Raw genomic sequence first — 23597 nt, forward strand, 5'->3', positions numbered from 1 at the left:
TTCTCTTATTTAGTCACTCTGACTTACATATAAATGACAAACAGTTTATATTTTCATATCTTTTATATGCATTATATATCAAATCTATTAATAATAAAAAGTGTCTTATATTAATATACTTTATACTATATAATTTTTAGGCAGTAAACTAAATTTATCTTTATTTTCAAAATCAAATACAAAAAAATAGTCCTAAACCTATGGCAATTTTATATTTTATGACTATTTCCACTCAACCCAATAGACATCATTCTCTCCTGAACTTCACAAATATATTTTCCAATATTTTATATAAATATAAGATCCCGCGTTTCTTACAAAAATGATAAATCTTTCCTCTTTGTTCATCTGGTACCCATGAATTCATATTCCAATGCCTTGCATATATATCTTCATAATTTAGAGCATTACAATTTGCAAAATATTTAGAGGAAAAAATTACAATATTATTTTTTAGAAATTGAGTCTCATCAACCGCCTCATAGCCATAATCCTTTAATATCGGGGATATTATATCTGGCATCACCTTTGTATTAATAGATCCATCCTCATTGAGGAATCGTAGTTGATTATAACAATCTAAACAACATTTTACATATGCATTTCCTTTTTCAGCACCCATTATTGCAGCCTCTATAGCAAACCAATCTCTATTAGGGGTTCTTATATCTGTTCCTGAAAAAAAAGAATAATTCAAAAACTCATCAAAACTTTTAAACACCTCAACATCACTATCCAAATAAATTCCCCCTTCTGTATATAAAGCATATAAACGGACATAGTCAGCAACAAAAGCCCATTTCTTTCTTTCATACGCTTGTTTAACATAGGGAATTTTATCAAAATCAACACTATTAGCATCCCAACATTTAATCTCATAATCAGGAAGGACTTTCTTCCAACTACGAATACATCTATGAATTAATCGAGATTTTATTTCTCCACTAAACCAACAATAATGAATAACTTTAGGAATCATACTATTATTATTTTATTATTCGCCTTACAAAATCTCGCATCCCTTGCGTAAATAAAAGTAAAAAAGTTAACTCTACTATAATTATAGAGAATGTTGTCACAACAGCATATACAATCCAGGACAACCAATTTTTATATGGTAGAGTTAAAGGAATTAAACTTACCAAATAGTAAGTCAATACACCCGATAATGAAATTAATAATATATACTTACTCCATCCAATCCAATACTTTACTACTGGCATTTTAAACCCTTTTGTAAACAAAAAATAAGGTTTCCAGCACCCTATAACTAAAGTCAAACTAACTGTTGCTCCTAAAAGAACTCCTTTCAAGCCCAAGAAATGGCCTCCAATAATAGCAACAATAATATATATAGACGATTCTACAATAGGAGACCAAGTATCGTAAAATAGTCCATGACCATATATAAATTGATCAGTAGCCCCACGGGTTAAATTAAGAAAAAAGTTAATTAAAATAATAATCAATACCATCCGAGGTAATACATACTCAAATCCAAGCCATAGAGATATAAAAGGCTCTATAAGCATAAAAATTGAGAACATGACAGCCCCCGACACAAAAAATCGAATTGCTAACAACTCCCAAAACACTCTATACTCCTTATCTCTGTTCCCTTCTGCTATCAAACTTCCAACACCTGCACCTGTACTGTCCAAGAAATTAGAGATAAATGAATTAATTTTATCAACAATGATTGTATAATTCCCATAATAAGCAACAGTTTGCAATGAAACAAAGGCATAAATCAAAAAAGGAGTCGTTTGCCATTGGATAAATCCGCCCATTTTATGCACAAACAGCTGTTTGGTATATTTCATTACTTCAGGATATTTTTTGAAGAGTTGCTTGCCCAAGCGAACTTCACTGCGAAGCCAAGGATAGACTTGTTTAATCTTCCAATTAAGTATAATAGAGTAGATAATACCAAATATCAACTCTATAGAGGCCCACAGATAGTAGCTACCTGTATAGTAGGCACTTGCTATTTGGATAAGAACTTTTACAATATTCGCAGTTTGAAAATAAGCGGTGACTACGTAGTTCTTTTGATCGGCTCCTAAAAGAGTTTGTTTGTAGTTGGCAAAATAGCCGATTAACGATGAAGCTAAAAATGCAAAATAGGCAAAAAAGATAATACCTATCTCGAATTGGGTATTGGGAAATATCAAGGGGAGAAAACATGCCAATACAAGACCAGCACCCAAGATGATAAATCCTATCCAGCGATAGAGATACCCAAAGACCGAAATGATTTCGTTGATTTTCCCTTCATCATGATCGAACAGAGGTTTGTACAATACATACCCGATAGCACTGCCGATACCCAACTCGGCCAAGTTTAAGAAGCCAAGAAGGTTCTGCAGCGTTACTGTGAGTCCTACAAAATCGGCTCCCAAGGTATCGAGAAATATTTTCCGCGAAAAGAACGAAAGGACAAGAGTCAAAAAGTAGAATATGAGATTAACCCTCGCATTCAACAGTGACTTTTTGACTCGCGACTCTTGTTGAGGCATTCCTACGAGATTTTTAGATAAAACTATTAATCAATATATTCTTCTCACTATTTTAGCAGGTACTCCTGCTAAAATAGAATTAGGAGGAAAACTATGAGTAACCACAGAATTTGCTCCTATAATACACCCCTTCCCAATTGTCACATTAGGCATAATCGAAACATTCTGCCCAATCCATACATTCTCCTCTATAACAACAGGGCCTTTAGAGTATAAATCTCTATTAGCCGGTGGAATTTCTATTTCAAGGGAAATTCCAGAGCCATGAAAATGATCTGTAATAAAAACATTACTACCAAATAAACAACCACTTTTTATTTCAATCTGTTGACAAGCATTTATTTGACAATTATATCCCAAACTAACATTATCATGTATCCTAATCCGAATATAAGGTTGTTTGTCAACACAAATTGCTTCCATCCTAAGTCCAGGATGAGCATAAAAGTTATTCCCAATTGAAATATATTGAGGTCCATTTATGAATTTTATAGGTGGTGTTATTCTAAAACGTGTACCCACTTCTAAAAATTTTGCTCCATAAAACCCACTATACAATAATTGCCTCACTTTTTTCACTCCACTATATATTTTTATAAAAATTGGACATGAAAAAACTGAACCTACCTTATAAAAAATACTAGAAATCATACTATCCTCTAAACATACGGACTATCTTGTGAGCCCATTTATAGATGACGTTACGTTTTTTTCTTCGACCATGATCGGCACCGTAGCCATAACCATAGCCATACCCGTAACCGTAACCATAACCATAGCCGTAACCATATTTCTTACTCTCCATTTCGATACCGTTGAGGACGACCGTGAGATGCTTGAATTTGTTATCCTGATAGAGTTTTTCCAACTCGGGTAGATAGCGACGATCCAAGACTTCGGTGCGAATGACATATATCGTGAGGTCGGCTACGCGACCGATAATACCGGCATCGGCAACAACCATGGCGGGTACGCAGTCGAGGATGATATAGTCGTATTTCTTCTTTAACTCCTCGATCAAGGCCGGGAAGCGGTCGCTCATCAACAATTCCGAAGGGTTGGGTGGCATAATGCCGGCCGAAATCATATCGAATCTATCGTGTACATGGCTGGGCTGAATGAGTTCGGACACACTTTCATTTTTTCCCGACAACCAGGTGGAAACACCATTCTTGGTGGTCAAGTCGAGTGTTTTACTCAGAGTCCGTTTTCTCAAGTCCATATCGAGCAGAACGACTTTCTTATTGGCCATGGCCAGTGTCACGGCAAAGTTGCGCGATACGAAACTTTTACCCTCACCAGGAATAGTCGAAGTAAACATGATGACTTGTGCCTTTGGTGCCACGAAATCCATATTGGAACGTAACAATCGGAACGACTCGGCCACACTGCTGGTCTTGTTCTCGGCCACGACAATAGCCTGTTCGTCGGTTTTTCCTTTCATGGCTGGTATTTCGCCCAAGATAGGCATAGACGTGTAATCTTCCACATCTTTGCGGCCTCTTACGCTGGTATTCCACATCAGGCGCAATAGCTGAATAGCCAAGGGGATAATGAGGCCTATGATGAGAGCTCCCATCAGAAACATTCTGCGAGCCGGAGCCACGGGAGCTGAAGAGCCGAACGGGGCTTCTATCACCCGGATATTGGCTTCGGTAATGGCCAACTGCATAGCATTTTCCTCACGCTTGTTTAACAGGAATGTATAAAGGGCCTCCTTGATATTTTGTTGACGAATAATACCCAATGCCTGCTTTTCTTGTTGTGGTACCGTTTCGATATAATCTAATGTTTGGGCTTCGACCTTGCGAGCTTTTTCCAGTTTCAATTTCAAGGTTGAGATATAGTTACTCAACGAAGAGGCCAAATTGACTCTGACGGATGCCAGATTGTTATCGAGATCGCGCACCAGGGGATTATTTTCACCCGAGTTTGCAGCGAGTCGTTCGCGTTGTAACAACATCTCATTATATGACTCTATCTGTTTTTGTAAACCTGCATCGCCTACCCCCGAGACGTTAGGAATAAGTTGCTTGTCTCCTTTTTCATTGGCAAAAGCTCGTTGAACGGCCTGTGCAATGGCATACTCGGTCTCGAGTTGAACCAGTTCGTCGCGCATCTTGCTGTTCTCACTCATGAACTGCGAAGCAGCGGCATCGATACTGACAATACGATTTTGCTGTTTGAAATTGGTCAATTCGTTCTCTACATCGCCCAACTCCCGACTGATAATCTCTACCCGTTCGTTAATGAACTGGGCCGTACTGGTGGCAATACGGTTTTTATCCTCGATAATTGTTTCACGATAGACATCGATCAAAGTATTCAATATGGCTTCGGCTCGAGAAGTATTGGAGTCGATACAATTGATTTGAACCAATGTGGTACGCTCACCAGCTAATGCAGCCGATATAAGAGAATGATAAATATTCGCCGCCGTGTTCAAATCCATACGAGATACCTCGATTAGGAGAGTATAATAATTGGGTAAGAACTCAGGAACAGCTGTCACGACCATACGACCGGCATTCGTAACGAGGGTATCGCCAAATGCGATTTCCTGCTCGCTCTCGCTCTTCTTTCCACCTCCGATACTCAACTGTTTCAACAAGAAGCGATTCTCATCGACTGGCTTTATCTTCATCGAAACCGGAGCTGTATAGTCGTCGAGGAAATCGACCCGAATGGGAGACTCGGCATACAACTGCTTGTTGTGTAAAAAGTCCTTTACCTGGTAGGTTACATCCAAGTGCAAGCGCTCTACCACCTCACGCATCAGTTGACGCGATTGCAAAATGTAGATTTCGTTGTCCACACCGCTACCCGATATACCGCCATTCAATTCCATAATAGCCGACATATCGTTGTTTGACTTGTTCTCGGCCTTGACCAGCATCACAGCGCTACGCTTATACAACGGTGTCTGCTTGGCCAAATAGAGCCAGGCTACCAGCACACAAACGGCAACCGACAATACGATCCAATACCAATTGTCGAAGATCAACTCGACGATATCCCGCAGGGTTATTCCACCTTCGTTCTTTTTCTCGTTTTTAGTTTCCTGAATGAGCTCCATATAGAGAGATATTACTTATCTTTTAATACAATAATCATTGACACAATCGACAATACCGATGCGATAACCGACAAGATACTGCTACTTGCCGAGATAAACGACATCGTTGCGCTGCCTTTCACCCCTATCGACTTGTTGGGCTGTACATAGATTACATCGTTCTGCTTCAAATAGTAACAGGGCGAAGTCAATACCTTTTCGCTCGATGTCAAATCGACCACATAGCTGACCCGCTGATCGCCATCTTCTCGAATGACCAGCACATTGTCGCGCTTACCCGAAGGTGTCAGGTCTCCAGCCATCGACAAGGCTTCGAGAATCGTTACCCGGTCACCCGATATGGTCTGAACACCCGGGCTGTTTACCTCACCCATAATCGATACTTTAAAGGCCTTCAGTTGTACCGTCACTACAGGGTCTTTAAGATACTGATCTGCGATAAGCCTGGCCTTTATGTTATCGGCCAGTTCACCACGAGTCAATCCGGCCGCCTGCATCTTACCCAGGATAGGAACATCTATCTGTCCCTGCTTATCTACCCGAAGACCTATGGCCTCTTGTATAGAAGAAGAGCCCGAACTTCCAAGTGTCTCACTGTTGGCGAACAGTTCCAGCAATTCACCGTCTTTACTGCTCACGGTTATGAGCAACTGATCGTCGGGGACAATCTTCAACTCATAATTCTGTGCAATGGTTTGAGGATTCTCGGCCAACTCATCGGCTCCTTGCAAATAAATCATTTTTTTAGACGGAACACACGATACCAGTCCTACAAGTATCATGCACATTAAGACTCTCGAAATATATTTCATCTGTAAAAAGATAACTGTTAACACTTTAATTTTTGGCTCCGGCAGTTGAATTCATCCTCTTTATCCGTCGTGACAGATACAACTGCATCACGGTCCAAATAAAGATATCCAGGAACAACAAGAAGTTGATATTCACATGAGTAAGCAGCAACAGGTTCATGGCTGCAAATCCCGAAGAGATCAACAGGATGGTAATCATGGCTGCCCGATGAGTAAAGCCTAATGCCAGGAACTTATGGTGAATATGATTCTTGTCGGGACTGAAGATATTTTTATGGAAACGGGCCCGATGCAAAATGACCCTCACCACATCAAATACCGGTGTAATCAATACCGAGAAAGCTATTACAATTGCATCGGGAACGCGGTGCAATACCGTAGCATCGGTCATACTGAAGCGAATGGCCAAGATGCTCAACACAAAGCCAATCGTCAACGATCCGGTATCGCCCATGAAGATTTTCCGGCCTCGCTCGGGATTACCAAAAACGTTGTAATAGAAAAACGGAATCAGTGTCCCCAAAGTCACAATGGCCAGCGAGGCATACAACCATTCCCGTTGGTAAGCAAACAACACCGTAAAGAAGAGTAACGCAATGCCACTCAACCCCGAGGCCAGTCCATCAATACCATCGATCAGGTTTATAGCGTTGGTAATAAATACGATCACAAAGACCGAGAACGGTATTCCCACAGCGGCTGGCAACTCATAAATTCCAAAGATACCGTACAAGTTGTTGATCCACAATCCCGATGCCACTAATAGTATAGCACAGAATATTTGCACCAAAAACTTTTGATAATAGCGTACGCCTATCAAATCGTCGGTAATACCTGTCAAATAGAGCAACAGCAAACTGCTCAACCCAAAAGAGAGTACAGCCGTATCACTTCCACATATGATCGAGGGAAACACTTCTGGACCGTAAATACGATTTAACCCTATCATCAACGACAAAGTAAACATTACGGCCGGGAAAAACGAAACGCCACCCAAACGAGGTATCACCCCATGGTGAACCTTACGCTCGTCCGGGATATCGAACAAGTGCTTCTTAAACGAAATCAATAAAATTCTTGGAATAATGAATATAGAAAATCCCAAACTAATAAAAAACGCCAATAACAAAATCGAAATATAACCCATAAATATTAGATTTAATTTCTCATTTTACATATATATTCAACACATTGACCCAAATTCTATACCAAAACATTTTGGGAACCCCTTATAAATTCCCATTATATAACCTAAAACCTTTTCATATCCAAAAGCATGCGATTAATCACCTTCATACAAAAGCAAAGCTTAAATCAAACATACCTTACAGATATTTACACTCCTTGGGGACACCGAAAATAATGATCCCCAGTCTTCAAACTTACTCAACATCAACCAAATTTCCCTCTCCCTATCGCAGCAGAGAGGCGTAAACTTTGGTATCAAAATGCCACCCTTCCTATACACGTATTCGTAAATTTTTACTTAACGATCAGTCTTTACAAAGGGGCTTCCCTTACCAAAAACAGAGTTGTGAGCGAATAATTAAAGTTTTCAATTCTACTCATTTATATGGATTTTATTAACTCCATATACCCTATTTTCAACTTTTGCAAAGGTAAATACAATTCTAATAACCGCCATAAAAATTCCATAAAAATATTGTTACATCTGCAAAAGCAAATAACCATTTAGATATCAATATTTTACAATATATTTACACAGAAAATCAATTAAAAGTTTCGATACTTATATATTTATAACCAATTTTGAATATTATTAATAAATCGGATAGAAAAAGATGAAACCCGGCTTAGTAAAACTTGGAAAACTTCGTTTTCCGTTTGCCTCTGCACTCACCTTTCACTATCTTTGTAGAAGATAGGATGCGGTTCGGCATAGACAAATCTTGAAAACTGTGGTTTCGATTTACCTATGCGCTCACCTTTCGCTATCTTTGAATTGACATTTCACAATAAAACAATCATTATGAAGAAAATTATAAATCCCTGGACCAGACTCGAAAAGGATGGCTACAACTGTTTTGGCTGTGCCCCCAACAACCCTTGGGGCCTGAAGATGGAGTTTTACGAAGATGGCGATGACATTGTATCATACTGGAATCCTTCAGACAACTACCAAGGCTGGTTACACACCTTGCATGGTGGCATACAATCGGTACTCATCGACGAAATTGCCGGATGGCTCGTGGCCCGCAAACTGCAAACCTCGGGTATGACTACCAGCTTGGAGGTCAAGTTCAAGAGACCTATTACAACCGGCCCGGACATCACGCTGGAGGTTCGGGCTCATCTGGTCGAGATGAAGCGGAATTTTGCTTTTATCGCAGCACAAATCAGTTGCGACAATCAAGTGTGTACTCAAGGCGAACTCACCTACTACTGTTTTTCCAAGGAAAAAGCCCAGGCTGACTTTCATTTCACCAGCTGCCCCACGGTCGATGAGGTGGAGTGACACCCTAAAAACGACACGCCACTGGGTGAAATCTTCATCCAGTGGCGCGCTGTATAGCTAGCTCATCAAGAGAGCCTCTCTTACAACTAATATATAAGATATCCCGTATATACGATATATGCAAGAATCATCACAATACCTTCGGCTCGGGTTATCATGCGCACTTTATGATATTTGCCCACAAAAAACATCAGGACTGAGGCTCCCAGCAGATAGAACAGATCGAAGTTGGTGATTCCGCCCAAAGGCAGAGGCGAGATGGATGCACTGGCGCCCAATACGAAAAAGACATTGAAGAGGTTTGAACCTATCACATTGCCCACCGCGATTTCGGGATTTTTCTTCAAGGCTGCTACCACCGAAGTAGCCAACTCGGGCAACGAGGTACCCATGGCTACCAGTGTCAAACCGATAATCGACTCGCTCACCCCCAGCGAACGGGCAATCTCGCTCGACCCATCGACAAACAGCCGGCCACCAAAAATCAGAGCCGCAAGGCCACCCACAATGTAGAGGATACAACGCCACACCGGCAACGATTTGATCTCGGCCGGCTCCTCCTCGCTATGGTTATGAGCAATGGCAAACGTATAACCAAGAAATATCAAGAAAAAGCAGAGCATGAGCAAACCATCGGCCCGATTGATTACATTCTCGGTACCGGTACCCAGGAACAGGTCGTTGGCACAAATAAGCACGACTACCGACGAAAGTATTGCCAATGGTATCTCTTTCGTAAGCGTGCCTCGCGTAATTCGTATTGGAGCCACCACAGCTGTTACGCCCACAATCATAAGTATGTTGAAGATATTGCTTCCCACCACATTACCTATGGCCAACTCGGCACTACCGTTAATGGCCGAGACGACGCTCACGGTCAACTCTGGTGCCGATGTCCCGAAAGCCACGATCGTGAGACCAATCACCAACGACGATATATTGAAACGCTTGGCCAACGCGGCAGCCCCGTCCGTCAAGAAATTGGCTCCCGATAGAATCAGGACCAACCCCACAATCAGAAGTATTACATCTATTATCATAGCTATTTTTTTTATGCGGGAACAAAGATAATGAAAGGTGAGCGCCGAAGGAAACCGAAAACACAGTTTTTGAGGTTTGTCGATGCCGAACCGCAATCCTATCGCCTGTAAAAAAGAAGAATAAAATCGGATATTTTTTCTTTCTTCGAGAAAGAAAAGGGAAAACACAGACAGAAAAACAAAATTACCCGGTTCGCTCTCGTGAACTACCCCACTATTGTTCCGGTTACTCCAGGAAATAAAAAAGGCCGGGACCTCTCGCAGAGAGAGAACCCCGGTCTTCGTCCATCTAACCAAACTTATCTTAGTTATCTTATGAAAAGCAGTTCGCGATATTTGGGCAGTGTCCACATCTGATCATCGACAATCAGTTCGAGTTTATCGATATGGTAGCGAATTTGCTCCAACATGGGAGCAATCGTGTCGTGATAGGCCACAGCCTTCTCCCGCTCGTCGGCAATCTTGTTGGCCACCTTGCGGGCATCGATCATCGAATCGACATGCTCTTTGATATAGCTGGTATGCTCGGCAATCTTGCGGATAATGGCCAGATTCTCGGCCGAGAGTTGACGAGTCTCCTCCTCCGAGAAGAGGCCGCGCATCTTGTACACGTTGTCGATCAACTTGGTTTGGTAATCGGTAGCCACCGGCACAATGTGGTTCATCACCAGGTCGCCCAGTACACGAGCCTCGATCTGAATCTTCTTCGTGTAGGTCTCCCACTTCACTTCGTTACGAGCCTCCAGCTCCTTGCGAGTCATCACGCCGGTCGATTCGAACATCTTGATACTCGAAGGCGACAGATAGTTGTCGAAGATTACCGGTACACTCGTCTCGCAATCGAGTCCCCTGCGCTCGGCCTCGGCCTTCCACTCGTCACTGTAACCGTTACCGTCGAAACGAATAGGCTTGCTCAGTTTGATGTATTTACGCAACACTTGAATGATAGCCGGAATCTTCTTCTCACCTTTCTCGATAAGCTCGTCCACCTCTTTCTTGAAGATAACGAGCTGTTCGGCTACGGCTGCATTCAGGGCAATCATGCCACTAGCACAGTTGGCCTCGGAACCTACGGCACGGAATTCAAAGCGGTTACCGGTGAAGGCAAAGGGCGACGTACGGTTACGGTCGGTGTTATCGATGAGCAACTCGGGGATTTGCGGGATATCGAGTTTCATGCCGTGTTTGCCCGAAAGTACCACCAGTTCATCGGCCGAACTTTCCTCCATATGGTCGAGAACCCGGCTCAACTGTGTGCCCAGGAACGACGAAATAATGGCGGGAGGTGCCTCGTTTGCGCCCAGACGGTGGGCATTGGTAGCACTCATGATCGAGGCTTTGAGCAAACCGTTGTGACGATACACGGCCATCAGCGTATTCACCACGAAGGTGATAAAGCGCAGGTTCTCTTCCGAGGTCTTTCCCGGCGACATCAGCAAAATACCCGTGTCGGTACCCAGCGACCAGTTGTTGTGTTTGCCCGAGCCATTGACTCCCTTGAATGGTTTCTCGTGCAGGAGCACTCTGAATCCATGCGTACGAGCCACCTTGCGCATGAGCGACATGATGAGCATATTGTGATCGACGGCCAGGTTGCACTCCTCGAAGATAGGAGCCAACTCAAACTGGTTGGGGGCTACCTCGTTGTGGCGGGTCTTAACCGGGATACCCAGCTCGAGAGCCTGTATCTCCAGGTCTTTCATAAAGGCTGCAACCCGGGTGGGAATGGCGCCGAAGTAGTGATCCTCGAGCTGTTGGTTTTTCGAAGCCTCGTGTCCCATGAGCGTACGACCGGTCAGGAGCAAATCGGGACGAGCGGCATACAAGCCCTCATCGACCAGGAAGTATTCCTGCTCCCAACCCAGGTAGGCCACCACCTTCTTGACTTCGGGGTTGAAATAGTGACACACATCGACAGCCGCTTTATCGACAGCCCGCAAAGCCTTGAGCAGCGGAGCCTTATAGTCGAGCGACTCGCCCGTGTAGGCAATGAATACGGTGGGAATACACAGGGTATCGTCCACCACAAAGACGGGCGACGAAGGATCCCAGGCACTGTAACCGCGAGCCTCGAATGTGTTGCGGATACCACCATTGGGGAACGACGAGGCATCGGGTTCCTGCTGTACAAGCAGCTTGCCCGAGAACTCTTCCATCATACCCCCCTTACCGTCGTGCTCGACAAAAGCATCGTGTTTCTCGGCCGTGCCTTCGGTCAACGGCTGGAACCAGTGTGTGTAATGGGTTGCTCCCAATTCCATCGCCCACTTCTTCATGCCTCGTGCTACCTCGTCGGCCATAGTGCGATCGAGCGTGGCTCCGTGGTCCATCACATCGACCAGTCGATTATAGACCGATGTGGGCAGATACTTGAACATCTTCTCCCGGTTGAACACATACTTGGCGAAATATTCGCTCGGGCGTTCCGAAGGCACTGCTACCTCCACCGGTTTGGCCTGAAAGGCCTTTTCTACTACTCTGAATCTCAACGTTGACATACGATCTTAAAAATTTTAAGTTGGTTTATCAATATAGTGTTGTTTACTGTTCTCTTCTTTTATCTCATTGGGCCGAGGACTCATAGGCATCCTCGTGCACCCCGGCTACAGCCCGGCCACTCGGCTCGTTCATGTGGGCAAACGAGGCATCCCAGGCCAGCGCCTCGGCGGTCGAACAAGCCACGCTGGGCACACTGGGCACACTGCGGGCGGCACTCTCGCTGGGGAAATACTCCTCGAATATCGAGCGATAGTAATACTCCTCTTTATTCTGCGGCGGGTTAATGGGGAATCGCTCGGCAGCATGCAGCATCTGCTCGTCGCTCACCGCCTGGGCGGTAACAGACTTCAGCGTGTCGATCCAGCTATACCCTACCCCGTCGCTGAACTGTTCTTTCTGCCGCCAGGCCACACTGGCCGGCAACATATCGGCAAAAGCCTCGCGCACGATGCGCTTCTCGATTGTCTTGCCCGGGCACATCTTGGCTTGCGGGTTGAGCCGCATGGCCACGTCGAGGAACTCCTTGTCGAGAAACGGTACACGCCCCTCTACGCCCCAGGCCGAGAGGGCTTTGTTGGCCCGCAGACAGTCATAGAGATAGAGTTTCGACAACTTGCGCACGGTCTCTTCGTGGAATGCCCGCGCATCGGGTGCCTTGTGAAAGTAGAGGTAACCGCCGAATACCTCGTCGGCCCCCTCGCCGCTCAATACCATCTTGATACCCATGCTCTTGATAACCCGAGCCAGGAGATACATGGGTGTGGAGGCACGCACGGTGGTCACATCGTAGGTCTCGATATAATAGATAACATCGCGCACGGCATCGAGTCCCTCCTGTATAGTGTAGTTTATCTCGTGGTGCACGGTGCCTATGTAGTCGGCCACCTCGCGGGCCTTGGCCAAATCGGGAGCGCCACGCAACCCGATGGCAAAGGAGTGAAGCTGCGGCCACCAGGCCTCTTTCTGCCCGTCGGTCTCGACACGACGGGAGGCATATTTCTTGGCTATGGCCGAGATAACCGAACTGTCGAGCCCACCCGAGAGCAGCACCCCGTAGGGCACATCGCTCATCAGTTGCCGACGCACGGCCTGTTCCAGTGCCTCGCGCAAGGCCGGCACCGAAGCAGGATTGTCCTTAACGGCATCGTACTGCATCCAGTCGCGGCGGTACCAACGAATCATCTTGCCCTCGCGGCTCGAATAGTAATGGCCGGGCAAGAAGGGCTCGTAGCGTTCGCAAAATCCCTCGAGTGCCTTCAGCTCACTGGCACAATAGAGGGTACCGTCGCTATCGTAACCGATATAGAGCGGTATGACACCTATGGGGTCGCGGGCGATGAGAAACTCGTCGCGCTCCTCGTCATAGAGAGCAAAGGCAAAAATGCCGTTCAGCTCCTCCAAAAAATCGATACCCTTGTCGCGGTAGAGAGCCAATATCACCTCGCAGTCGCTGCCAGTCTGGAACTCATACCGCCCCTCATAACGGTGGCGTATATCGCGATGGTTGTAAATCTCGCCATTCACGGCCAGCACCTGTTTGCGGTCGGGCGAATAGAGAGGTTGTCCACCGCTTTGGGGATCGACAATCGAGAGCCGCTCGTGAGCCAAAATGGCCGAACCGCCACAATAGATGCCGCTCCAGTCGGGCCCCCGGTGGCGGATTTTCTTGGCCATGGCCAAGGCTTTCTTACGCCATTCGGGCGACTGACTCTTGATATTGAATATGGCTGCTATTCCACACATGACAAAGGTTTATTTTTTATCTTGTTTCTACACCTGTTTCTATCGCTTGCCGGTAGTGCAATACCGGTCGATCTCCTGCGCGGCCCGATGGCCCGAGGCGATACACCTCACTACCAGACTGGCTCCGGTTGCCGCATCGCCGGCCACAAATACATTTTCGGGGAGGGCAGGCAACTGCGGTTTGAGGAATCCCATCGCCAGCAGCACCAAATCGGCTTTCAGAATCTCTTTCTTTCCCGTAGGCCGCATTTGCGGACGACCACCGTCGGGAGCCGGCACCCAATCGACCTCCTCGACCTCGACACCGCACACCCGTCCATTCTCACCGATAAAGCGGGTGGACGAGAGGCTCCAGCGACGCACACATCCCTCTTCGTGGCTGCTGCTGGTCTTCAGCACGACAGGCCACTGCGGCCACGGTGTCGCCGGGTTGTAGCCTACGGGAGGCTTGGGCATGATCTCGATTTGAGTCACACTGGCCGCCCCCTGCCGGTTGCTCGTGCCTATGCAGTCGCTGCCCGTGTCGCCACCTCCAATCACCAGCACATGTTTGCCACGCGCCGTGATGCGCTCCTCGTCGGTGAAAGTCTGCCCGGCCAGCACCCGGTTTTGCTGGGCCAGCATCTCCATGGCAAAGTGTATGCCGACCAAGTCACGGCCCGGAATATTGAGGTCGCGGGCCTGAGGAGTACCCGTGCAGAGGCAGTAGGCATCGAACCCTTCGGGCAGATGGTCGAGGTCGATGGCATGATTTACTTCAAAGACGATACCTTCGGCCTCCATCACCCGCACCCGCCGGTCGATGATGGGTTTGTGCAGTTTGAAGTTGGGAATACCGAATCGTAACAGTCCGCCCACATACTCCAGTTTTTCAAACACCGTAACGGCATATCCCATCCGGTTGAGCCGATTGGCGACCGACAGTCCGGCCGGGCCCGACCCGATAACCGCCACGCGCTTGCCGTTGCGCTTGTATTGACGAGGTTTCACAAGTCCCTCGCGGAAGGCGGCCTCGATAATGGCAGCCTCGTTTTCGCGAATCGTTACCGGGGCCTCCATGCTCAGGTTGAGCACGCAGCTCTTCTCGCACAAGGCCGGACAGATGCGCCCCGTAAACTCGGGGAAGTCGTTGGTCTGCGTGAGCAATTCATAGGCCTCGGCCCAACGTCCTCGATAGAGGGCGTCTTGAAACTCGGGAGGCCGGTTGCCCAGCGGGCAGGCCCAGTGGCAGAAAGGCACCCCACAATCCATGCAACGCGAGGCTTGCAGCTTGCGCTCGCTGGTATTGAGGGTCTGCTCCACCTCGCCGTAGTCTGAGATGCGGTCGTGTATGGGGCGGTATCCGGCCTCCTGCCGGGGTATGGTTAAGAATGCTTTCGGGTTTCCCATAATGCTATATAGAATCTCTTTTTATACTTTTCGATTTCACGTAACGGTTAATAATCTCTCTGAACTTCGGCAATCTTCTCCTGGAGCTTGCGCATCTGCTTCTCGGCCAGTACCTTCTTGTACTCGATGGGGGTTACCTGGATAAACTCATCGACATAGTGGTTCCAGTTGTCGAGCATCGTGCGGGCCAGCGACGAACTGGTATAGAAGTAGTGCTGGCGAATGAGTTCATGCAACTCTTTGCGTGCCGTTGCATCTTCCAGAAGCGAGAGCTCGACCATATCCATGTTGCAGAAGTAGTCGAACTTGCGGTTCTTGTCCCACACATAAGCTACTCCACCGCTCATACCGGCAGCAAAGTTGCGGCCCGTCTCGCCCAGTACGACAACCCGTCCGCCGGTCATGTATTCGCAGCAGTGGTCGCCCACACCCTCGACTACGGCAATGGCTCCCGAGTTGCGCACGGCAAAGCGCTCGCCCACCCGACCGTTGATATAAACCTCGCCCGAGGTGGCTCCGTAGAGCAGCGTGTTGCCGGCTATCGTGTTATCTTCGGCCGCAAAGGTGCTGCGCACGGGCGGATGTATGGCAATGCGTCCGCCACTCAACCCCTTGCCCACGTAGTCGTTGGCCTCGCCCTCGAGACGGAAGTTGATACCCCGTGTGAGGAAAGCGCCGAAACTCTGGCCGGCCGAGCCTCTGAATTTGACTTGAATCGTATCGTCGGGCAACCCCGCTTCGCCATATCGGGCAGCAATAGCTCCCGAGAGCATGGCTCCTATCGAACGATCGGTATTGCCTATGGTATATTCGAGTGAAACCTCGCGACGGTTCTCGATGGCTTCGCGAGCGGCCGCTATCATGGTGACGTCGAGCACACCCTCGATATCGTGCTGCTGCGGCATGACCCGATGCAGCGCCGTGCCGTTATCGACCCGATGCAGAATACGGTCGAAGTCGAGCAACGAAGCCTTGGTTCCCGGCTCGGCAGGAGCAATCTCAATCAAATCGGTGCGGCCCACGATATCGTCCAGCCGCGTGAAACCCATCTCGGCCAGATATTCGCGCACCTCCTGAGCCAGGAAGCGGAAGTAGTTCACCACATATTCGTAACGACCTCTGAAACGCTCGCGCAACTTGGGGTCTTGCGTGGCTACGCCCACCGGACAGGTGTTGGTGTGACACTTGCGCATCATCACACACCCCAGCACAATGAGGGCGGCCGTGCCAAAGGCAAACTCCTCGGCACCGAGCAAAGCCATGCTGATGATGTCGCGCCCGGTCTTGAGCTGTCCGTCGGTCTGGAGACGCACCTTGCCGCGCAAACCGTTCAGCACGAGAGTCTGCTGCGTATCGCTCAACCCGATTTCGGGCGGGATACCGGCATAGCGCATCGACGAGGCGGGCGAAGCACCCGTACCTCCCTCGGCTCCCGAGATGACAATCAGGTCGGCTTTTGCCTTGGCTACTCCGGCGGCAATGGTACCCACACCGCTCTCGGCTACCAGCTTGACACTGATTTGGGCACGCGGATTGACATTCTTCAAATCGAAGATAAGCTGTGCCAAATCTTCGATGGAGTAGATATCGTGATGGGGCGGCGGCGAGATGAGCGAGATGCCCGGTATCGAATGGCGGGTGCGGGCAATCACCTCGTTGACCTTGAAGCCAGGCAGCTGTCCGCCCTCACCCGGCTTGGCACCTTGGGCCACCTTAATCTGTATCTCTTCGGCATTGACCAGATACTCGGTAGTGACACCGAATCGGCCCGAAGCCACCTGCTTGGTTTTGCTGCATAGCGAAATGCCGTCGTGTGTCTCGTGGAAGCGAACCGAATCTTCACCGCCCTCGCCCGTGTTGCTGCGGGTTCCCAGTTTGTTCATGGCCAGGGCAAGTGCCTCGTGGGCCTCCTTGCTGATGGCTCCAAACGAGATGGCTCCCGTTACAAAATGTTTTACAATCGACTCGACCGGCTCGACCTCATCGATCGAAATCGGATTCCGTTTGAAGCGGAAGAAGTCGCGCAGGAAGATAGGGCTCTCCTTGTGATCGACCTTATCGGCAAACTGCTTGTATTTTTCGTAGCTGCCCAACCGCGTAGCCAGTTGCAGCAGACTTATCGTCTCGGGATTCCAGGCATGTTTCTCGCCATCCTTGCGATAGGAGAACTGCCCGATATAGGGCAAGGGTTCATCGACATCGTCGGGCCGATAGCCGGCATCGTGGAAGGCCTCGTAGTCGCGGGCTATCTCGTCGAGACGAATACCGCCTACCGACGAGCAACGGGTTCCGAACCATCGGTTCAGCAACTCTTCGCTCAACCCCACGGCCTCGAAGATCTTGGCTCCGCGGTAGGAACGTATGGTGCTGATACCCATCTTGCTCATGATTTTGTAAAGGCCCTTGCACACGGCCTTGATATAGTTCTTCTCGGCCGTCTCGTAGTTCATTTGCACATCGCCCCGCTTTACCAGATCGTCGAGTACGGCAAAGACCATGTAGGGATTGATGGCACTGGCACCGTAACCCAACAACAGGGCGGCGTGCATCACCTCGCGTATCTCGCCGCTCTCGACTACCAGAGCCGTCTGCACCCGTTTCTGTACCGAAATGAGGTGATGGTGCACGGCACTCACGGCCAACAGGGCCGGTATGGCGGCATGATCGGCGTCGATGTCGCGATCGGTGAGGACGATGTAGTTTACCCCTTCATCGACCGACTCCTCGGCCTTGCGACAGAGGTTCATGAGCGCCTCTTCCAATCCGGCTTTTCCCCTCCCCGACTCAAAGAGCATGGGCAGTTTCACCGTCTTGAAACCCTTGTAGCGGATGTTGCAAAGAATATCCAGCTGGGTATTGGTGAGGATGGGATGCGGCAACCGCACCATCTTGCAGTGACTCTCGTCGGGCAACAGAATGTTATTGCCCACGGCACCAATATACTCGGTGAGCGACATGACCAGCTCCTCGCGAATGGGGTCGATGGGCGGGTTGGTCACCTGGGCAAACTGCTGTCTGAAGTAATTGAACAGCGACTGCGGACGATTGGAGAGGACGGCCAGCGGCGTGTCGTTACCCATCGAGGCGGTAGGCTCCGACCCGGTGGTACACATGGGAGTGATGGTGCGCTCTACATCCTCGCGGGTGAAGCCGAAGGCGCGCAACTTGCGGTTGTAATCGGCCACGGTATTCTCGACCTTGCGGCCGCTCTTGAGGGTGTCGAGCTCGATGCGGTTCTCGGCCAGCCACTGACGATAAGGCCGGGCCGAGGCGAGTTGCTGTTTCAACTCCTCGTCGTAATAGATGCGTCCCTCCTGGGTATCGACCAGCAGAATCTTGCCCGGCTGCAAACGTCCCTTCTCGCGGATGGTCTCGGGATCGAAACTGATGACTCCCGCCTCGCTGGCTACCACCATCGTGTCGTTGCGAGTGATGAGGTAACGGGCCGGACGCAATCCGTTGCGGTCGAGCATACCGCCGGCATACCGACCGTCGCTGAAGAGCAGGGCGGCCGGGCCGTCCCACGGCTCCATGAGGATGGAGTGATATTCATAGAAAGCCTTCAGATCTTCGCTAATGGGGTTCTTGTCGTTGAACGACTCGGGCACGAGCATGGCCATGGCATGTGGCAGACTCAATCCCGAACGTACGAAGAACTCGAGCACGTTGTCGAGCGATGCACTGTCGCTCATGTCGGGTTGCAAGATGGGACAGATCTCTTTGACCGATCCCAACTGCGGTGTGGAGAGCACACTCTCGCGCGCCTCCATCCAGCCCCGGTTGCCCCGAATGGTATTGATCTCGCCGTTGTGTGCCAACAAGCGGAAAGGCTGAGCCAACCCCCACGTGGGGAAGGTATTGGTACTGAAACGAGAGTGCACGATGGCCAACCCACTGGTAAAATAGGGTTGCGTGAGGTCGCAGAAATACTCCCTCACCTGTACCGACGAGAGCATACCTTTATAGATGATGGTCTTGCTCGAAAGCGAGACTATGTAGAAATCCTTGTGGGTGACCCGTCGCTCGATTTTCTTGCGAATGAGGTAGAGCTTTCGCTCCAGGTCGTCGGCTTCGCCGGTGATAAACAGTTGCTTGATGTCGGGCTCGGTCTCGGCTGCGCTCTTTCCCAGAATCGACGAGTTCACCGGCACGGTGCGCACATGCATCAGGGTGAGCTTCTCGCGCTCAACCTCCTCGGCTATGATGTCGAGAATCTCGCTCTGCTCCTTCAGCCCCTTGGGCAGGAACACCAGCCCTGTGCCATACTTTCCCTTCTCGGGAACCGGGATACCCTGCAACAAAATAAACTCGTGCGGAATCTGCAACAAGATACCCGCACCGTCGCCCGTCTTGTTGTCGGCCCCCTCGGCTCCCCGGTGCTTCATGTTCTCGAGCACCTTCAGGGCCGAATCGACCAACTCGTGCGACTTGTTGCCATGAATGTTGACAATCATCCCTACTCCACACGCATCGTGTTCATTGGCCGGGTCGTACAACCCGGACGATCCCCTCCGTGCGGCTTTTTCTTTCATATCTTTCTGGTTGAAAAAAATAGAACCCTTCATCGACTTTCAGTTTCTTTTTATTCTGTCTTTCAAAATAAGCATTTCAATTTGCTTGCAAAAATAAATAACAGCTTTCAAAAATACAAGTAATTCTACAATTTATTTACAAATTACCTACTCAAAAGCAAAACAACTTACTTTTTACCACATTATATAAGAGCCTATAACCATGCAATAATCAGCCTATTAATTTTTATTAAAACCAATAGGTATTACCCCCGTTCAGAAAATAATAGCTAACTTTGTGGAGCAACAAAGGGGTGCCTAAAAACGGCTGAGATCATACCCTATGAACCTGATACGGATAATGCCGGCGAAGGAATTGTTCATAGTCCTATCTGTTTCGATACGGTTTTAAGCTACCCCTCAAAGATAAAGCAGACCGTATGAAAACCTATCCCGTCGTATTGACCATAGCCGGCTCGGACAGCAGCGGAGGAGCCGGAATACAGGCCGACCTGAAGACCATGTCGGCCATCGGCGTATTCGGCACATCGGCCATCACCGCCATTACCGCACAAAACACCTGCGAAGTGCGGGCCATACAGGGCATCGACCCCGACATCGTGCGTCAGCAAATCGAAGCAGTACTCGACGACCTGCCCTGCCACACGGTGAAACTGGGCATGCTCTATGCCCGTCCTACCATTGAGGCCATAGCTCAATGCCTGAGTCGCTACCGGCTCGACCATATCGTACTCGACCCGGTAATGGTATCGACCTCGGGCTGCCGGCTCATCGAAGAGGAGGCTATCGAAGCGGTCAAATCGCTATTGCTGCCCCGAGCCACCCTCGTCACTCCCAACATTCCCGAAGCCGAAATCCTGAGCGGCCTGCCTGTCGCCAACGAACGTGACATGGAGCTGGCGGCCCAACGACTTTTCCGCATCGGCTGCCGGGCCGTACTCATCAAGGGGGGACATTTGAACGGCGCCGAGTCGTACGACCTGCTCTTCACCCCACATGCCGACCCCGTGCGCTACACCTCGCCACGCATCGCTACACGCAACACCCACGGCACAGGCTGCACCTTCTCGTCGGCCATTGCCTCATACCTGGCCCTGGGCCACACCCTGCCCGATGCTGTAGCCGCTGCCAAGCGTTATCTTACCCGGGCTCTCGAGGCGGGTGCCGATGTGACGATAGGCCACGGCCACGGAGCCGTAAACCATCTCTTCGCCCCCTGTGTTTTAATCCCACGGGACGATGAAGCTTTAAACGAAAAAGAGAAAACCACTCATTGATACAACGATGAAAGTTTATATCAACCAAAACGAAACCGAGGTTCCCGAAGGAACCTCCGTAAAAGAGTTGCTCGACCTGCAACAAATCGCGGCCGAGGGTACCGCCATCGCCATCGACAACAAACTGGTACCCAAGAGTGAATGGAGCAACCGCACACTGACCGACGGCGACAAGATAACCCTCATTCGCGCCACCTTCGGCGGATAGATGCCAACCTCACAACCACCTGCAATGAAATACATAGGCATTACTACCGAACACCGGTTACCCGACGAGGGGATGCTCATTGCCGTTCTGCTTGACAACGGACTGGACCGATTGCACCTGCGCAAGCCCGGGGCTTCGCGCCACGAGGTGGAGCAACTGCTGCGCACGATACCCGACCGTTGCTACGGCCGCATCGTACTGCACGACCACTTCGAACTGGCTACCGAATATCGGCTCGCCGGGGTACACCTCAATCGCCGCAACCCCGTGCCACCAGCTGCTACGGCAGACTATGCGCCGGCCCTGTCGCGCTCGTGTCACGCTATCGACGAGCTGACTCAAGGCGAAGGGTATGCCTATCAATTCCTAAGCCCTGTCTTCGACAGCATCTCGAAGACAGGATACCACTCGGGCTTCACGCCCGACGAGTTGACGGCTGCCGCCAAGCAGGGAACCATTGGCGAGCGGGTCATTGCCCTGGGCGGCATCACCCCCGAGCGGATGGCTCAGGTGCGAGCGTGGCACTTCGGCGGCATAGCCCTGCTGGGCTACCTGTGGCAAGACCCCACCCCCGAGGGTGTGGTTGCCCGACTCAACCAAATACGAAACGTTTAACACCTCAACGATATGTTACAGTTCATTACCCACCAGACCCTGCGCTTCGGCATTGTCGAAGGCGCTGTCGCTGCCCTCAACGGAGGCTGCAAATGGATACAGTTGCGCATGAAAGAGGCACCCCTCGACGAGGTCGAGAAGACGGCCCGGCAACTTATCCCCCTCTGCAAGGAGCATGAGGCAATACTCGTTCTCGACGACTATCCCCAACTGGCCGCCGACCTCGACGTGGACGGTGTGCACCTGGGCAAACTCGACATGCCCGTCTCGGAAGCCCGCCTGCTCATCGGCGAGAAATACATCATCGGCGGCACGGCCAACACCTTCGACGACATTCAAAACCTGGTACGCCAGGATGCCGACTATGTGGGACTGGGTCCGTTTCGATATACCGAAACCAAAAAGAACCTGAGCCCCATACTCGGGCTCGAGGGTTACGCCCGCATCATGCAGCAATGCCGCGAAAACAAGCTGAAGATTCCCGTGGTTGCCATTGGCGGGATTACAGCCGACGACATCCCGTCCATCATGGAGACCGGGGTTTCGGGCATCGCCCTGTCGGGGACCATCCTGCAGGCCGAAGACCCCGAAGCCGAAACCCGAAAGATTATAGACATTCTAAACCAATATCGCAAAGCATGAAGAAATTAGTAATTGGAGGACGCGAATTCTCCTCCCGGCTGTTTGTCGGAACCGGCAAATTCAGCTCGAACGAATTGATGGAAAAAGCCATCGAGGCTTCGGGATCGGAAATGATTACCGTAGCCATGAAACGTATCAACATGACCCACGAGGCGACCGACGATATGCTCACTCACATCGACCGCAGCAAGGTGCAGTTCCTGCCCAACACGTCGGGCGTGCGAAATGCCGAGGAGGCCGTACTCGCCGCACAGTTCTCGCGCGAGTGTTTCGGGACCGACTTCATCAAACTCGAAATCCACCCCGACCCCAAATACCTCCTGCCCGACCCTGTAGAGACCTTGAAAGCTACCGAGCAGCTGGCCAAGATGGGGTTTGTGGTACTGCCCTACATCCAGGCCGACCCCGTGCTGTGCAAGCGGCTCGAAGAGGCTGGTGCCGCCACCGTGATGCCGCTGGGGGCTCCCATCGGTACAAACAAGGGGTTGCGCACGCGTGACTTCCTGCAAATCATCATCGAACAGAGCAACGTGCCCGTGGTAGTCGATGCCGGCATCGGGGCTCCGTCGCATGCCGCCAAAGCCATGGAGCTGGGAGCCGACGCCGTACTGGTGAACACGGCCATCGCCGTAGCCGGCAACCCCGTGGAGATGGCCATCGCCTTCAAACAAGCCGTCGAAGCCGGCCGCCGGGCCTATGTGGCCGGACTGGGTGCCCAATACAGTTTTGCCCAGGCCAGCAGCCCGTTGACCTCATTCCTTGACTAACC

At 49.8% G+C, this 23597-nt stretch carries 17 protein-coding genes and 1 riboswitch; of the genes, 6 read left to right on the plus strand and 11 right to left on the minus strand.

From position 1 onward, the window contains the following. Window positions 1-247 precede the first annotated feature (247 nt). The 6 genes from B5G10_RS08765 to B5G10_RS08790 all read right to left on the minus strand — a co-directional run bounded on the left by B5G10_RS08765 (window position 248) and on the right by B5G10_RS08790 (window position 7554). Complete coding sequence (locus tag B5G10_RS08765) at window positions 248-979, minus strand: glycosyltransferase (RefSeq protein ID WP_087424360.1); 732 nt, start codon at window positions 977-979, stop codon at window positions 248-250. 7 nt (window positions 980-986) lie between these two features. Next, entirely contained in the window at window positions 987-2519 is a 1533-nt protein-coding gene (locus tag B5G10_RS08770; protein ID WP_087424361.1) for a sugar transporter, read from the minus strand. A 30-nt stretch (window positions 2520-2549) separates the two neighbouring features. Further along, window positions 2550-3170, minus strand: coding sequence for an acyltransferase (locus B5G10_RS08775; protein ID WP_087424362.1), 621 nt, complete (start codon window positions 3168-3170; stop codon window positions 2550-2552). Window position 3171: 1 nt separating this feature from the next. Next, on the minus strand, window positions 3172-5595 hold the full coding sequence (locus B5G10_RS08780) for a tyrosine-protein kinase (protein WP_087424363.1): 2424 nt from the start codon (window positions 5593-5595) through the stop codon (window positions 3172-3174). A gap of 11 nt (window positions 5596-5606) precedes the next feature. Beyond that, window positions 5607-6335 (minus strand): polysaccharide biosynthesis/export family protein, encoded by a 729-nt coding sequence (locus B5G10_RS08785; RefSeq protein WP_241147745.1) that lies wholly within the window; start codon window positions 6333-6335, stop codon window positions 5607-5609. 97 nt (window positions 6336-6432) lie between these two features. Then, window positions 6433-7554, minus strand: a complete 1122-nt coding sequence (locus B5G10_RS08790; protein ID WP_087424365.1) for an MraY family glycosyltransferase — start codon at window positions 7552-7554, stop codon at window positions 6433-6435. An 843-nt stretch (window positions 7555-8397) separates the two neighbouring features. Here B5G10_RS08790 and B5G10_RS08795 point away from each other — a divergent pair. After that, on the plus strand, window positions 8398-8883 hold the full coding sequence (locus tag B5G10_RS08795; protein ID WP_087424366.1) for a PaaI family thioesterase: 486 nt from the start codon (window positions 8398-8400) through the stop codon (window positions 8881-8883). 86 nt (window positions 8884-8969) lie between these two features. Here B5G10_RS08795 and B5G10_RS08800 read toward each other — a convergent pair whose 3' ends face one another. The 5 genes from B5G10_RS08800 to gltB form a co-directional block, all read right to left on the minus strand. Then, entirely contained in the window at window positions 8970-9917 is a 948-nt protein-coding gene (locus tag B5G10_RS08800; protein WP_087424434.1) for a calcium/sodium antiporter, read from the minus strand. Window positions 9918-10231: 314 nt separating this feature from the next. Continuing rightward, a complete protein-coding gene (locus B5G10_RS08805; protein WP_087424367.1) occupies window positions 10232-12421 on the minus strand; it encodes a glutamine synthetase III in 2190 nt (729 codons plus the stop codon). Window positions 12422-12485: 64 nt separating this feature from the next. Then, the gene (gene asnB, locus B5G10_RS08810) at window positions 12486-14165 is read right to left on the minus strand and encodes an asparagine synthase B (RefSeq protein WP_087424368.1); all 1680 of its coding nucleotides are present in this window, start codon (window positions 14163-14165) and stop codon (window positions 12486-12488) included. A 39-nt stretch (window positions 14166-14204) separates the two neighbouring features. After that, a complete protein-coding gene (locus tag B5G10_RS08815) occupies window positions 14205-15554 on the minus strand; it encodes a glutamate synthase subunit beta (RefSeq protein WP_087424369.1) in 1350 nt (449 codons plus the stop codon). A gap of 47 nt (window positions 15555-15601) precedes the next feature. After that, window positions 15602-20086 (minus strand): glutamate synthase large subunit, encoded by a 4485-nt coding sequence (gltB, locus tag B5G10_RS08820; RefSeq protein WP_241147746.1) that lies wholly within the window; start codon window positions 20084-20086, stop codon window positions 15602-15604. A gap of 279 nt (window positions 20087-20365) precedes the next feature. After that, window positions 20366-20458, plus strand: a riboswitch (TPP riboswitch). Between the two features lie 47 nt (window positions 20459-20505). On the opposite strand from gltB, the gene thiD reads away from it, so the two are divergent. The 5 genes from thiD to B5G10_RS08845 are packed head-to-tail and all read left to right on the plus strand — an operon-like array spanning window position 20506 to window position 23595. Next, window positions 20506-21363 carry a bifunctional hydroxymethylpyrimidine kinase/phosphomethylpyrimidine kinase gene (gene thiD, locus B5G10_RS08825; RefSeq protein ID WP_087424371.1) on the plus strand — a complete coding sequence of 286 codons (858 nt, stop codon included), beginning with the start codon at window positions 20506-20508 and terminating at the stop codon, window positions 21361-21363. Window positions 21364-21370: 7 nt separating this feature from the next. Next, a complete protein-coding gene (gene thiS / locus B5G10_RS08830) occupies window positions 21371-21571 on the plus strand; it encodes a sulfur carrier protein ThiS (RefSeq protein ID WP_087424372.1) in 201 nt (66 codons plus the stop codon). Between the two features lie 24 nt (window positions 21572-21595). Further along, entirely contained in the window at window positions 21596-22186 is a 591-nt protein-coding gene (locus tag B5G10_RS08835; protein WP_087424373.1) for a thiamine phosphate synthase, read from the plus strand. Window positions 22187-22198: 12 nt separating this feature from the next. Then, window positions 22199-22828 (plus strand): thiamine phosphate synthase, encoded by a 630-nt coding sequence (locus B5G10_RS08840; protein ID WP_087424374.1) that lies wholly within the window; start codon window positions 22199-22201, stop codon window positions 22826-22828. Further along, on the plus strand, window positions 22825-23595 hold the full coding sequence (locus B5G10_RS08845) for a thiazole synthase (RefSeq protein WP_087424375.1): 771 nt from the start codon (window positions 22825-22827) through the stop codon (window positions 23593-23595). The genes B5G10_RS08840 and B5G10_RS08845 overlap by 4 nt, the downstream gene beginning before the upstream one ends. Window positions 23596-23597 lie beyond the last annotated feature (2 nt).

This window comes from Barnesiella sp. An55 (assembly GCF_002161555.1).
Classification (GTDB): Bacteria; Bacteroidota; Bacteroidia; order Bacteroidales; family Barnesiellaceae; genus Barnesiella; species Barnesiella merdipullorum.

Bases quoted from the DNA above. Each gene is read 5' to 3' on its own strand.
- gltB (WP_241147746.1), bottom strand. From the start codon at position 20,086: ATGAAAGAAAAAGCCGCACGGAGGGGATCGTCCGGGTTGTACGACCCG.
- asnB (WP_087424368.1), bottom strand. From the start codon at position 14,165: ATGTGTGGAATAGCAGCCATATTCAATATCAAGAGTCAGTCGCCCGAA.
- B5G10_RS08780 (WP_087424363.1), bottom strand. From the start codon at position 5,595: ATGGAGCTCATTCAGGAAACTAAAAACGAGAAAAAGAACGAAGGTGGA.
- B5G10_RS08835 (WP_087424373.1), top strand. From the start codon at position 21,596: ATGAAATACATAGGCATTACTACCGAACACCGGTTACCCGACGAGGGG.
- B5G10_RS08770 (WP_087424361.1), bottom strand. From the start codon at position 2,519: ATGCCTCAACAAGAGTCGCGAGTCAAAAAGTCACTGTTGAATGCGAGG.
- B5G10_RS08840 (WP_087424374.1), top strand. From the start codon at position 22,199: ATGTTACAGTTCATTACCCACCAGACCCTGCGCTTCGGCATTGTCGAA.
- B5G10_RS08815 (WP_087424369.1), bottom strand. From the start codon at position 15,554: ATGGGAAACCCGAAAGCATTCTTAACCATACCCCGGCAGGAGGCCGGA.
- B5G10_RS08805 (WP_087424367.1), bottom strand. From the start codon at position 12,421: ATGTCAACGTTGAGATTCAGAGTAGTAGAAAAGGCCTTTCAGGCCAAA.
- thiD (WP_087424371.1), top strand. From the start codon at position 20,506: ATGAAAACCTATCCCGTCGTATTGACCATAGCCGGCTCGGACAGCAGC.
- B5G10_RS08775 (WP_087424362.1), bottom strand. From the start codon at position 3,170: ATGATTTCTAGTATTTTTTATAAGGTAGGTTCAGTTTTTTCATGTCCA.
- B5G10_RS08845 (WP_087424375.1), top strand. From the start codon at position 22,825: ATGAAGAAATTAGTAATTGGAGGACGCGAATTCTCCTCCCGGCTGTTT.
- thiS (WP_087424372.1), top strand. From the start codon at position 21,371: ATGAAAGTTTATATCAACCAAAACGAAACCGAGGTTCCCGAAGGAACC.
- B5G10_RS08795 (WP_087424366.1), top strand. From the start codon at position 8,398: ATGAAGAAAATTATAAATCCCTGGACCAGACTCGAAAAGGATGGCTAC.
- B5G10_RS08765 (WP_087424360.1), bottom strand. From the start codon at position 979: ATGATTCCTAAAGTTATTCATTATTGTTGGTTTAGTGGAGAAATAAAA.
- B5G10_RS08785 (WP_241147745.1), bottom strand. From the start codon at position 6,335: ATGATTTATTTGCAAGGAGCCGATGAGTTGGCCGAGAATCCTCAAACC.
- B5G10_RS08790 (WP_087424365.1), bottom strand. From the start codon at position 7,554: ATGGGTTATATTTCGATTTTGTTATTGGCGTTTTTTATTAGTTTGGGA.